The sequence below is a fragment of the Chenggangzhangella methanolivorans genome, assembly GCF_019797865.1.
Classification (GTDB): domain Bacteria; phylum Pseudomonadota; class Alphaproteobacteria; order Rhizobiales; family Methylopilaceae; genus Methylopila; species Methylopila methanolivorans.
On the sequence record NZ_CP081869.1, the window covers coordinates 4,804,519 to 4,816,439 of the forward strand.

The following is an 11,921-nucleotide window of genomic DNA, read 5'->3' on the forward strand; positions in this document are numbered from 1 at the left end:
TCCGAACACCTTAGGATCAGGGAAAGACAACGATGAGCGACATTGCCGAACGGGTGAAGAAGATCGTGGTCGAGCACCTCGGCGTCGACGCCGAGAAGGTCACCGAAAACGCGAGCTTCATCGACGATCTCGGCGCCGACAGCCTCGACACCGTCGAGCTCGTGATGGCGTTCGAGGAAGAGTTCGGCTGCGAGATCCCGGACGACGCCGCCGAGACCATTCTGACGGTCGGCGACGCCACCAAGTTTCTCGAGAAGAACGCCGCCCAGGCCTGAGGGCCTGTCGCTGGCATAACTACGCATGGCGCTGATGGACTTGATGATGTCAGGGACGACTTCATGAGGCGGGTCGTCGTCACCGGCCTCGGAATCGTCTGTCCGCTCGGCTCCGGCGTGGAGACCGTCTGGAGTCGGCTCGTGGCCGGCGAAAGCGGGCTCCGGAACATTGACCTGTTCCCGGTCGACGACCTGCCCGCGCGAGTCGCGGGCCTGGTCCCGCGCGGCGACGGATCGAACGGAACGTTCAATCCCGACGCCGTCATGGAGCCGAAGGAGCAGCGCAAGGTCGATGATTTCATCACCTATGCGGTGGCGGCGGCCGACGAGGCCCTCGCCGATTCCGGCTGGAAGCCCCAGACCGACGAGGAGCGCTGGGCGACCGGCGTTCTGATCGGCTCGGGCATCGGCGGGCTCAAGGGCATCGAGGACGCGGCGATCGTGCTCGCGGAGAAGGGCCCGCGACGCATCTCGCCGTTCTTCATCCCCGGCCGCTCATCAATCTGGCTTCCGGCCATGTGTCGATCCGGCACGGGCTCAAAGGTCCCAACCACGCCGTCGTCACCGCCTGCTCGACCGGCGCCCACGCCATCGGCGACGCGGCGCGGCTCATCGCGCTCGGCGACGCCGACGTGATGGTGGCCGGCGGCACCGAAAGCCCGATCAGCCGCCTCGGCGTCGCGGGCTTCGTGGCCTGCCGGGCCCTCTCCACGAACTTCAACGACGAGCCCACCCGGGCCTCGCGCCCTTACGACAAGCAGCGCGACGGCTTCGTGATGGGCGAGGGCGCGGGCGTGGTGGTGCTCGAGGAATACGATCACGCAGTGGCGCGCGGCGCGAAGATCTACGGCGAGGTCGTCGGCTACGGCCTGTCGGGCGACGCCTATCACATCACCGCCCCGTCCATGGACGGCGACGGGGCGTTCCGCTGCATGCAGATGGCGTTGAAGCGCGCCGGGCTACAGCCGAGCGAGATCGACTACATCAACGCCCATGGCACCTCGACGCCGCTCGGCGACGAGATCGAGCTCGGAGCCGTGACGCGCCTCGTCGGCAACGCGGCGGCCAAGATCACGATGTCGTCGACCAAGTCCGCGATCGGGCATCTGCTCGGCGCCGCCGGCGCGGTCGAGACGATCTTCTCGCTGCTCGCGATGCGCGACAACGTCGCTCCGCCGACGCTGAACCTCGAGGACCCGTCGGTCGAGACCGCTCTCGACCTCGTGCCGCTCAAGGCCAAGCAGATGCAGATCGACGTCGCGCTGTCGAACTCCTTCGGCTTCGGCGGCACCAACGCGTCGCTCGTCTTCAAGCGGCACGCAGCCTGACGGCGTCGTGAACGCGAGGTCCGGCGCCGCTGCGCTCCGGACCGTGAACCGACGCGCCTTTCGCCACATTCGCGGTTAGAGTGCGCGGACCTTCGCGCAGGCGCCGGCTTCGGCGCTTGCCGACGATTCTCAAGGGAGCGCCCAGCGGTTGACGACGGAGCCGAACCAGCAGGCTGTCGAAGCTGAAGGCTCTTCGGCGAACGCGCCGCACGAGGCCGCGCTTCAGGAAAAGCCTGCGGGCCGCCCGCGCAAGCGCCGCCGCGACAGCGCCCTCGTCGGCTACATGAGCGGGCTGTTCACGCTCGCCACGCTCGGCGTTCTGGCGATCGGCGGCGTCGTCTACTGGGGCAAGGCCTCGTTCGACGAGCGCGGGCCGCTCGCCCAGGACGCCACCGTCATGATCAACCGGAACCAGGGCGTCGGCGAGATCGCCGACAGTCTCGAGCGCGCCGGCGTGATCTCGGACGCCAACGTCTTCAAGGCGGGCGTCGCGGCCTATGGCGCCAAGGACAGGATGCGCTTCGGCGAATACGCCTTCCCGCCGGGCGCCAGCATGCGCGAGGTGATGGAGATCATCGTCTCGGGCAAGTCGATCGAGCACGCCTTCACGGCGCCCGAGGGCCTCACCAGCCTGCAGATCGTCCAGCGTCTGCGCGACCAGCCGCTGCTCACCGGCGACGTCAAGGAAGTCCCGCCGGAGGGCTCGCTGCTCCCCGAGACCTACAAGTTCACCCGCGGCGCCTCCCGCGAGCAGATGGTCGCGCGCATGCGCCAGCATCGCGAGGCCGTGGTCGAGGAGATCTGGAAGGGCCGCGATCCGGCGACGAAGCTCAAGAGCCCGGACGAGCTCGTGATCATGGCGTCGCTGATCGAGAAGGAGACCGGCGTTCCCGAAGAGCGGCCGCAGGTCGCCGCCGTGTTCGCGAACCGCCTCGCCAAGGGCATGCGCCTCCAGTCCGATCCGACGATCGTCTACGGGCTCGTCGGCGGGCGAGGCACGCTCGGCCGCTCGCTGACGCGCGCCGACATCCAGTCCAAGACCCCGTACAACACCTATGTGGTGCGCGGCCTGCCCGCGGGGCCGATCGCCAATCCCGGCCGCGACTCGCTCGAAGCCGCGGCGCGGCCGGCCAAGACCAGCGACCTCTATTTCGTCGCCGACGGCTCCGGCGGCCACGCCTTCGGCAAGACGCTCGCCGAGCACAACCGAAACGTCGCGAACTGGCGCAAGATCGAGAAGCAGAGGGGCGTGCCCGCAGACCGCCTCGATCCCGACGAGCAGACGCCGGAGGCCTCCAACGACGAGGCCGACGCCTCCGGGACGGGCGCCGCGGGCTCGGCGGCGGCCGCGACCTCGACGCCGGCCGCGCAGCGTCCCAAGCCCGCCGATCCGCGCCGTCAGCAGCGGTGAGCGCTGACGCGGCGGCCGCGAAGGTAGGGACGCGGTCAGCGTCGATATCGAGACATGCGGGCGACGGCGGGGGCCGCCGGGCGCCTGGTCGGGGATGAGCAGTATGCCGCTAGCGAGCATGACGGGATTCGCCCGCGCGTCCGGCGCGCTTGGCCGGGCGCGCTGGGTCTGGGAGTTGCGCAGCGTCAACGCCAAGGGGCTGGACGTGCGCCTGCGGGTTCCGCCGCATTGCGACGAGGTGGAGCAGGCGGCGCGCGCCGCCGCGCAGGCGCGGCTGAAGCGCGGCTCGGTGCAGGCGACGCTGACGCTGGAGCGCCCGCAGAGCGAGACCGAGGTGCGGGTCAACGAGGCGGCGCTCGCGGCCGTTCTGGCGGCCGCCGAGGCCATCGCGGCCCGCGTGCCGGGAGCCGGCAGCCCGAGCGTCGACGCGATCCTTGCGCAGCGCGGCGTGGTGGAGTTCGTCGAGGCGGAGGAGACGGCCGACGAGCGCGCCGCGGTCGCCGGCGCCGTGATCGCTGATTTCTCAGGCGCGCTCGAGGATCTGGCCGCCGCCCGCGCGCGCGAGGGCGCGGCGCTCGAGGCGGTGCTCGCCGAACGCCTCGCCGCCATCGAGGATCTGACCGCCAGGGCCGACGCCTGTCCCGCCCGCACGCCGGAGGCGGTGCGCAAACGGCTCGCCGAACAGGTCGAGGCGCTCGTCGGGACCGGCGTCGGGCTCGATCCAGACCGGCTGCACCAGGAGGCGGCGCTGCTTGCGACCCGCGCCGACGTGCGCGAGGAGATCGACCGGCTCGCCGCCCATGTCGAGGCGGCCCGGGCGCTCATCGCCGAGGGCGGGGCGGTGGGACGGCGGCTCGATTTTCTGGCGCAGGAGTTCGGCCGCGAATCGAACACGCTCTGCGCCAAGTCGAACGACCGCGGCCTCACCGCGATCGGACTGGAGCTGAAGGCCGTGGTCGAGCAGTTCCGCGAGCAAGTGCAGAACGTGGAGTGACCGGCATGGCGGATCCCGCGACCACCCCCGCCTTCGCCCGACGGGGCGTGATGCTGATTCTCTCCTCGCCCTCGGGCGCGGGAAAGTCGACGCTGACCCGGAACCTCATCGAGTCGGATCCGCTGGTCGAGCTGTCGATCTCGGTCACGACGCGGGAGAAGCGCGGCAGCGAGATCAACGGCCGGCACTACCATTTCATCACCCGCAAGCGCTTCGACGAGATGCGCGACGCCGGCGACCTGCTGGAATGGGCCGAGGTCCACGGCAACTGCTACGGCACGCCGCGCGAGCCGATCGAGACCGCGCTCGCCACCGGCCGCGACGTGCTGTTCGACATCGACTGGCAGGGCACCGAGCAGGTCCGCGAGAAGATGGCGGCCGACGTCGCCACGGTGTTCGTGCTGCCGCCCTCCGCCGAGGAGCTGCGGGCGCGCCTGGAGCGCCGCGCAGAGGACACGCCCGAGGTCATCGCCCGGCGCCTGCGCAACGCCGCGGTCGAGATCGCGCATTGGGAGGAGTACGACTACGTGGTCGTCAACGACGACCTCGACCGCTGCTTCAAGGAGATTCGCGCCATTCTCGACGCCGAGCGCTTGAAGCGCCTGCGCCGGCCTGCGATCGGCGTCTTCGCCAAGGGCCTCGTCGAGACGCTCGGCCAGACTCTGCTGTGAGCGCGGCCGGCGACGGCGCCGACGACGCGCGGGAAGAGGATCTGAGGCTCGTCCATGTCGAGCGGATCAAGCTCTCCGCGACCTTCTTCAACACGCTCGCCTCGGGCTGCGTGCTGGCCGGGATTGTGATCCCTGCGGCCTCGATCCTGGTCGGTCTCGCGCCGAACGGGGCGCATGTGTCGGGCGGTCGCCTTATCTTGAGCGCGGGGATTTGGCTTTTCAGCGGTGCGGCACTACATTTCTTCGCAAGACGCTTGCTTGGAGCCATCGCACATGACGGCTGAGACCTACCTGCTTTATGTCGCGCCCCTGATGCTGCTCGGATTCGGCGCGGCCATGTACGCCGTGCTGTCGGCGATGGACGCGCGCCAGCAGGAGCTCAAGCCCGTCCGCGTCGTCTCGCGCCGCCGGGACATCCGGCGCTAAAGCGTTTCCTAACTTGCGCTGATCCGTCCCGCTTGGTCATGCCCGCGCCTTCGTGCGTGTATCCACGACTTCGACGTGGACCGCGACCATTCCAGAGCGTGACACGATCGCTTGAGCTCGCTGCGTCTCGCGCGGGGGCGAGGCGGCGGTTCGGTCGGAAGCCGTCCGGCTCTCAGGCCGATCGCCTCAATCGCTGAAGGTCGCCGTCATCGTGATGTCGAAGATCGAACAGGTGGTGTCCGGGTCCATTCGGTTCTTATTGAACCAGTAGCGAAATTCGGTCTTGCCCTTTTCGACCTCGAACACGCGTGTCGAAGCGAGATTCACCGCATAGCTCAGCGCCGGCCCCGGGGTCCCGACGATCGGAGGGACCCGCATCGCGAGCCGCACCGATCCTCCACCGCCGACAGGCGGCGCGCTCTTACCCTTTGAGACGACCGCGGTCAGGTCGATGACGCCGACATCGCCCTGCGTGTAGCTGGGATAAGCGCACTGCATCGAACCGTTCAGCAGGACGGTCGCGACGCCGCTCCTCGGCGCTTTGACCACCACATTCTGAATGTAGAGCGGCATGGTTTCGCTGGGGCCGAAGCTGTAGACGCAGCTGCCGTCGCCCGGGGGGCAGCTGCCAGACTTGAAAACCAGCGTTTCCGCCGCCGCCGGCGCGCAGGCCGTGAGAATGGCCGCCACAGTGGGCCAAAAAACCGATCGCTTGCGCATGTCGACCTCCGCCTGAAGGCATGGACGGTCGCCCAGCGCGGATGTTGCCGCTATTCGGAGAACTACCTACTCGGATACGTCTCCGACCGGTGAAGTCGCGGTTTAGAGCGCCGCCCGCCGCGCGCGGGCGAGCGCCACGAAGCCTTCCACCGGAATCTCCTCGGCGCGCCGCGTGGGCTCCAGCCCCGCGGCCTCCAGCAGCGCGGTCGCGTCGCCGAGGCTTTTCAGGCTCTGCCGCAGCATCTTCCGGCGCTGGCCGAACGCGGCCTGCGTGACGGCCTCGAGATCGCGCACCGGGCAGGGCAGGGGATTTTCGCGCGGGGTCAGGCGAACGATCGAGGACGTGACATTGGGCGGGGGCGTAAAGGCCTCGCGGCGCACGTCGAAGGCGATTCTCGCCTCGCAGCGCCATCCGCACAGTACGCCGAGCCGCCCATAGGCCTCGTCGCCGGGCTCAGCCACGATCCGCTCGGCGACCTCGCGCTGAAACATCAGCGTCAGCCCGTCCCAGAACGGCGGCCAGCTCTCGGTCGCGACCCAGCCGGTGAGCAGCGGCGTCGCGACGTTGTAGGGCAGGTTCGCGATGACCCGCGAGGGGCCCTCGCCCGCAAGCGCGGCCATGTCGACTTCGAGCGCGTCGGCCTCGACGATCTCGAGCCGGCCCGGATAGCGCTCGGCGATCTCGGTCAGCGCGGCGATCGCGCGCGAATCCTTTTCGATCGCCACCACCTTGGCCGCGCCCTCGGCGAGAAGCGCCCGCGTCAGCCCCCCGGGGCCGGGGCCGACCTCGATCACCGTCACGCCCTCGAGCCGTCCGCCAGTGCGCGCGATGCGGCTCGTGAGGTTGAGGTCCAATAGAAAATTCTGGCCGAGCGACTTCTTCGGCGCGAGCCCGTGGCGCTGGATGACGTCGCGCAGGGGCGGCAGGTCGTCGATCTGGCTCACGCGAGGGCGGGCTCCCGCGCCATGCGCGCCGCGAGCCTCAGCGCGGCGAGGAGGCTCGACGGGTCGCCCGCGCCCGTGCCGGCGATGTCGAACGCCGTGCCGTGGTCAGGCGAGGTGCGCACGAAGGGCAGGCCGAGCGTCACGTTCACCGCCCTGTCGAAGGCGAGCGTCTTCACCGGGATCAGCGCCTGGTCGTGATACATCGCGAGCGCGGCGTCGTAGCGGGCGCGCGCGGCGGCGTGGAACATGGTGTCGGCGGGATGAGGGCCGGTGGCGATGATGCCTTCGGCCTTCAGCCGCTCGACCGCCGGCGCGACGATGGCGTCGTCCTCATGGCCCAGCACGCCGTTTTCTCCGGCGTGAGGATTGAGGCCGGCGACCGCGAGGCGCCGCGGCCGCTCGATGCGGAAGCGCCGGCAGAGGTCGCGCGCCACGATCTCGCCGGTCGCGACGATGTCATCTTCGGTGAGGCGCTCGCAGGCCTCGCGAAGCGGCATATGGACCGTCACCGGCACGACCGCGATTTCTTCGGCCCAGAGCAGCATCACAGCCCGGAACGGCCGGCCCCAGAGCGTTTCGGAAAGCGCGCCGAGATATTCGGTGTGGCCGGGATGCGGAAAGCCGGCCTCGACCAGCGGCGCCTTGGCGATCGGCAGCGTCACGAGCGCCGAGCAGCGCCCGCCATGGACAAGTTCGACGCCGAGGCGGATCGCCTCGATCACCGTCTTCGCGTCGGCCGAATTCGGCTTGCCTGGCTCGGCGACGCAGCGTCCGACGGGCGTGACGGGAAAGCGGTCGGCGAAGACCGCCGGCGCGCCTTCGGGCTCGACCTCGGCGATCGGCGCGTCGATGCCGACGAGCCTGGCGCGGGCCGCGAAGGTCGCGGGGCAGCCGAGGACGGTGAAGGGCGGCGTAGAGAGGCGGTCGCGGTCGCGCCAGAGCGCGAGGGCGAGTTCGGGGCCGACGCCGGCCGGCTCGCCCATCGAGAGCGCGAGGGGGCGAGTCAGGGCTCCCTCGCGGCTCATGGCGTCAGCGACGCTCGATGACCGCGCGGGTCCGAAGCTGGGCGAGGTACTTGTCGGCCTGGGCCTGCGCCTCCTTCGCGCCGACCTCCTCCATCACCTGCGCGCGCAGCGACGAATCGTCGGCGATGTCCTTCTTCTCGCAGACCGCGATCATCTCCCAGCCCTGGTCGCCGCGCTGCGGATCGGTGAGCGCGCCGAGCTTGGTCTTGTCGAGGATGTCGGTCATCTCCTTGCCGAGCTGGCCGCTCGACCGGATCACCGGATCCTTGACGGCGACGTCGCGCAGCTGGCCGGCGAACTGGACGGCGCCGTCGCAGCCGGGGAAGCGGCCGCGCGCGCCGACGGCCTCGCTGCGGCGCTGGTTGGTCTGCGCGTCGCTCGCGCCCTTGGGCACCACGAAGATGATCTGGCGCAGCGTGTACTGCGTGGACTTGTTGCTCGCCGTCGCGCCGCGGCTGCTGAGCGCCGCCGTCACGTCGCGGTTGGCGTATTGGGCGGCGTATTTGCGGCGGATGAACTGCGCCCAACTGATCTCGGCCTTCAGCCGGTCCTTCAGCGTCTGAGCGGTGACTCCGCGCTGGCCGATGGCCTTGGTGAACTGGTCGACCGAGAGCTTGGTGCGGGAGGCGATCGAGGCGTAGGCCTGGTCGACCTGGGAGTCGCTCGCCACCATGTTGTAGCGCTTAACCTCGGCGAGCTTCAGCTTCTCGTCGATGAGTTCGTCGACCGCGCTCTTCTCGGGCTTGCCGCCGCCGAGCTTCGCGAGCGCGTTGCGCGCCGCGACCTCGCTCGACAGGATCGGCTGGCCGTTCACCACGACGGCGATCGACTGCGCCGAGGCGGGGGCCGAGAAGGCGACGACGAAAGCCGCAGCCGCCGGCGCGAGAAGGGAGAGGGCGCGGGACCGCCCCGCAACACGCAACTTCGATGACATCGCGACCCTTGTATGAACGGCGCTCGGGCGGCGCGGAAGACGAGACGCGCCGTTTTTCCGGCCTCAGCCGCGCCCCGTCAACATGCGCGCCGCCACGATCACGGGAGAACGGGGCCGATTTGAGCCGAAGCCGCCTTTTTGCGGAGATGGATCCTTCGGATCAGAAGCCGCTCTGATCGTAGTTGTCGCGGGTGCTGCGGTTCTGCGTCGAGGCGCTCGCGCTGCCGAGCGTGCGCAGGTCGACCCGCAGCAAGAACTTGTGATCGACGTCGTTGAGCTTGATCGAGTCGCTCGAGTTGTCGACTTCGCGGATGTAGGTGAAGCCGAGCGCGAGGCACTGCATGATGTCGTCGATGCCGAAGCCGACCTCGGTGCGGTCGAACACCTTGAAGTCGAAATTGTAGCGCGCGCCGCCTTCGACATAGACGTCCGGCGTCACATACACGCGCCCGCCGGTCAGCACGCCCTCGCGGATCGAATCATAGCCCTGCAGCGGCTGCTGATCGTAGCGGCCGTAGATCACGTTGGCCTGGAACCGGTCGAAGTTGGCGCGGGCGGCGATCTCGGCCGAGCGCAGCTTGAAATTGTCCTCGTCGAAGCGGAAGTGGCTGCCGAACGAGAGGTGCTGGTTGGGCGCGAAGGTCGCGCCCGCGACGTAGTCCGAGCGGTCGGTGTCGAGGCCCGAGTCGAGGCCGGTCCGTGTCGCGTCGATGGCGTCGTACGAGTTGCGGCCCCACAGGTGATAGGACTGGCCGACGATCGCCGAGAAGGTGGCGCCCGTGTCGGACGTGAAGGTGTAGCGCGCGCCGACATTCGCGCGGCTGCCGCCCTCAATGCGGTCGTAGCCCGAGAACTTGTTCCACGAGAACAGCGTGCTGTCGTCGTAGATCAGGCTCTGCGCGTCTTCGTTCGGCAGCTTGCCGATCTGGCCCTCGTTCGGCCGCAGGATGATCTGGGCGACCGGCTCGATCTGATGCGCGCCATTGGCGCTCTCGGCGATGAACGGGAAGCGGTATTCGAGGCCGACGCCCGCCATGCCGCGGAACAGCGCGTCCTGCCGGGCGTCGAGGAACGGGCCCATGCGCGGGTCGGTCTTCGGATCGGTGTAGATCAGGTCGCCGCGCATGAAGGCGAAGGGCGTCCAGACCTGGCCGATCGGGTCGATGAACTGGCGGCGCCAATGCATGTCGCCGGAGATGCGGCTGTAGGTGCCGGCCGCGCCCACGAGCGCGTTGTCCTGACGCGGACGCATGCGGTAGCGCGCGAAGTCGGCGTCCTCGCGATAGACGCTGGTGGCGTTCAGGTTGAACGCCAGCTCGCCGCCCGCGACCGGGTCCTCGAACACGTAGTTGTAGTCGATGACCGGGCCGACCCAGGGCAGCTTGTCCTGCTGGTCGTAGCGCGTCATGCCGTAGAACGAGTAGGCGCGCATCTCGAACCAGCTGCGGTCGCCCTGGCCGGCGAGATAGACCGTCGAGGTCGCGTCGTAGCGCGAGCCCCAGAGGTTGTAGTCGCCGCGGACCCACTTGTCCGAAACGGCGTTGATGTCCCAGCCCCAGGACCACTTGTCGTTGATCCAGAAGTCGCCCTTGGTCGAGACCGCCCAGCGGTCCTTCTTGTCGCCGGGGCCGACCGTGAGGCCGCCGTCGGGCGCGGGCGAGCCGTCGGGCTTCGTCAGCGGCACCTTGTCGGCGAATTCGCTGGTCTTCAGCTGGTGGATGCCGGCGCCGCGGATCGAATAGGCGCCGTCCATCAGCTGTTCGCGGTACTCGCCCTTCAGCATCACGCCCTGCTTCGAGCTGAAGACCGGCGCGAGGGTGAGGTCCGAGGTCGGCGACAGGATCCAGTAATAGGGCGTCTCGACCGCGACGCCGACGTCGCCGGAATAGCGCGCGGTCGGCGCGAGCACGCCGGTGCGGCGCTTCACGGTCGGGTCGGGGCTCGAGAAGAACGGCAGCCAGGCGATCGGCAGGCCGAACAGCTCGAAGGTGGCGTCCTCGTAATAGATCGTCTTCTCGTCCTGGCGCCAGATGATGCGCTTGGACTTGATCTGCCACAGCGGCGGCTTGGACGGGTTCTCGCGGCAGGGCTCGCAGGCCGTGTAGACGCCGCGGTCGAACACCATGACGTTGCCGTTCTCGCGCCGGCCCTTGGCGGCGGCGAAATGGGTGCGGTCCACGGTCTCGAGGCGGAGCGGCTCGACGAAGCCGTCCTTGAAGTTGTCCGTGACGTCCATCGACTCGGCGTAGACGACGTCGCCGGTGCGCTCGGTCATCTTGACCCGGCCGACCGCCTTCACGCGGTTCGCCTTCTGGTCGTAGATCACCTTGTCGGCCTGCAGCGCGCGGCCGTCGTAATAGATGTCGACGCCGCCCACCGCCGTCACGACCTCACGGTCGTAATCGTAGACGAGCTGCTTGGCCTCCATCAGCATCTTGGCGTTGGGGTCGTTCTGCTTGGCCGCCTTGCCCTTGAGGCCAGGTCCCGGCGCAAGCGGATTGGGAGCGTGCGGCCCGCTGAAGGACTTCGGGCGGGTCGGCAGCAGCTGGTCGATGACGGGAATGCCGACCTCGGCCGCGCTCACGGGCGCAGCCGTCGCCATCAGCGCCGCGGCGACGCCGAGCGCGACCGGCCGGATCAGCCGGACGGGGCGCAAACCGAGCGTCAACCGCCTTCCCGATCCCACCGAAACCTCACGCTTACGAGCCTGCCGAAGGCAGCGACGGACGGCGCCCATTCACGAGCGCGCAGAGCACCCGTCGCCCCCGAACCATCGGCGGCAACCGGGCAGAGATAAAGCACGAAGCCCGCGGCTGCGCCATCGCCAAAAACGCGTGGCGGGTTTCCGTCGCCGCAACGCGGCGAACGTTGAAAAAACGCATCGGAGCTTGCAGTTCGAGACCTTTCCTTCGCATCGCGCTCCGCCGCGGCCGGCGCGAAACCGGCGCGCCGACGCATCGCGGCAACAGGGGCCCGATCGCGGGTCCGGGGGAAGAGTGTCTCAGAGGCGCGTTTACGAGGCGTGACCATGCGGACCGGCGCTGCTGAAACGCGCTTGCCTCCCCTGATCGCCGCCCAGCCTGCCGTCATCCGCCGCCCGATTCGTCCCCGTCGCGGCGTCTCGACTCGGGTTGCAGTCCGACCGGCGACGCGCTCTGCGCCACATGAGACGCGGCCGTCGCCTGTTGCAAG

General features: G+C 69.2%; 11 protein-coding genes and 1 pseudogene. 7 read left to right on the forward strand and 5 right to left on the reverse strand.

Going from position 1 to position 11,921, the window contains the following annotated elements; genetic code table 11:
- Window positions 1-32: 32 nt before the first annotated feature.
- The 7 genes and pseudogenes from K6K41_RS25250 to K6K41_RS25280 all read left to right on the forward strand — a co-directional run bounded on the left by K6K41_RS25250 (window position 33) and on the right by K6K41_RS25280 (window position 5,105).
- A complete protein-coding gene (locus tag K6K41_RS25250) occupies window positions 33-275 on the forward strand; it encodes an acyl carrier protein (RefSeq protein ID WP_261402796.1) in 243 nt (80 codons plus the stop codon).
- Window positions 276-338: 63 nt separating this feature from the next.
- Window positions 339-1,603, forward strand: a pseudogene (fabF, locus tag K6K41_RS25255) (beta-ketoacyl-ACP synthase II).
- 148 nt (window positions 1,604-1,751) lie between these two features.
- A complete protein-coding gene (gene mltG / locus K6K41_RS25260; protein WP_261402797.1) occupies window positions 1,752-3,014 on the forward strand; it encodes an endolytic transglycosylase MltG in 1,263 nt (420 codons plus the stop codon).
- 103 nt (window positions 3,015-3,117) lie between these two features.
- Window positions 3,118-4,008, forward strand: a complete 891-nt coding sequence (locus K6K41_RS25265) for a YicC/YloC family endoribonuclease (RefSeq protein ID WP_261402798.1) — start codon at window positions 3,118-3,120, stop codon at window positions 4,006-4,008.
- Between the two features lie 5 nt (window positions 4,009-4,013).
- Window positions 4,014-4,679, forward strand: coding sequence for a guanylate kinase (gene gmk, locus K6K41_RS25270; RefSeq protein ID WP_261402799.1), 666 nt, complete (start codon window positions 4,014-4,016; stop codon window positions 4,677-4,679).
- Window positions 4,676-4,963: a hypothetical protein gene (locus K6K41_RS25275; RefSeq protein ID WP_261402800.1), complete on the forward strand. Its 288-nt coding sequence runs from the start codon at window positions 4,676-4,678 to the stop codon at window positions 4,961-4,963. Before gmk ends, K6K41_RS25275 begins: the two co-directional genes overlap by 4 nt.
- Entirely contained in the window at window positions 4,953-5,105 is a 153-nt protein-coding gene (locus K6K41_RS25280) for a hypothetical protein (RefSeq protein WP_261402801.1), read from the forward strand. Before K6K41_RS25275 ends, K6K41_RS25280 begins: the two co-directional genes overlap by 11 nt.
- 186 nt (window positions 5,106-5,291) lie before the next feature.
- Here K6K41_RS25280 and K6K41_RS25285 read toward each other — a convergent pair whose 3' ends face one another.
- From K6K41_RS25285 to K6K41_RS25305, 5 genes are all read right to left on the reverse strand, one after another.
- The gene (locus tag K6K41_RS25285) at window positions 5,292-5,825 is read right to left on the reverse strand and encodes a hypothetical protein (protein WP_261402802.1); all 534 of its coding nucleotides are present in this window, start codon (window positions 5,823-5,825) and stop codon (window positions 5,292-5,294) included.
- 102 nt (window positions 5,826-5,927) lie between these two features.
- Window positions 5,928-6,770, reverse strand: coding sequence for a 16S rRNA (adenine(1518)-N(6)/adenine(1519)-N(6))-dimethyltransferase RsmA (gene rsmA, locus K6K41_RS25290; protein WP_261402803.1), 843 nt, complete (start codon window positions 6,768-6,770; stop codon window positions 5,928-5,930).
- Complete coding sequence (gene pdxA, locus K6K41_RS25295) at window positions 6,767-7,795, reverse strand: 4-hydroxythreonine-4-phosphate dehydrogenase PdxA (RefSeq protein ID WP_261402804.1); 1,029 nt, start codon at window positions 7,793-7,795, stop codon at window positions 6,767-6,769. Before pdxA ends, rsmA begins: the two co-directional genes overlap by 4 nt.
- Before the next feature lie 4 nt (window positions 7,796-7,799).
- The gene (locus tag K6K41_RS25300; protein WP_261402805.1) at window positions 7,800-8,729 is read right to left on the reverse strand and encodes a peptidylprolyl isomerase; all 930 of its coding nucleotides are present in this window, start codon (window positions 8,727-8,729) and stop codon (window positions 7,800-7,802) included.
- Window positions 8,730-8,889: 160 nt separating this feature from the next.
- Window positions 8,890-11,397 (reverse strand): LPS-assembly protein LptD, encoded by a 2,508-nt coding sequence (locus tag K6K41_RS25305; RefSeq protein WP_261402806.1) that lies wholly within the window; start codon window positions 11,395-11,397, stop codon window positions 8,890-8,892.
- Window positions 11,398-11,921: the final 524 nt, after the last annotated feature.

Coding starts and splice junctions, on each gene's coding strand:
- K6K41_RS25250 (WP_261402796.1), top strand. CDS start 33: ATGAGCGACATTGCCGAACGGGTGAAGAAGATCGTGGTCGAGCACCTC.
- K6K41_RS25265 (WP_261402798.1), top strand. CDS start 3,118: ATGCCGCTAGCGAGCATGACGGGATTCGCCCGCGCGTCCGGCGCGCTT.
- gmk (WP_261402799.1), top strand. CDS start 4,014: ATGGCGGATCCCGCGACCACCCCCGCCTTCGCCCGACGGGGCGTGATG.
- K6K41_RS25280 (WP_261402801.1), top strand. CDS start 4,953: ATGACGGCTGAGACCTACCTGCTTTATGTCGCGCCCCTGATGCTGCTC.
- K6K41_RS25285 (WP_261402802.1), bottom strand. CDS start 5,825: ATGCGCAAGCGATCGGTTTTTTGGCCCACTGTGGCGGCCATTCTCACG.
- pdxA (WP_261402804.1), bottom strand. CDS start 7,795: ATGAGCCGCGAGGGAGCCCTGACTCGCCCCCTCGCGCTCTCGATGGGC.
- K6K41_RS25300 (WP_261402805.1), bottom strand. CDS start 8,729: ATGTCATCGAAGTTGCGTGTTGCGGGGCGGTCCCGCGCCCTCTCCCTT.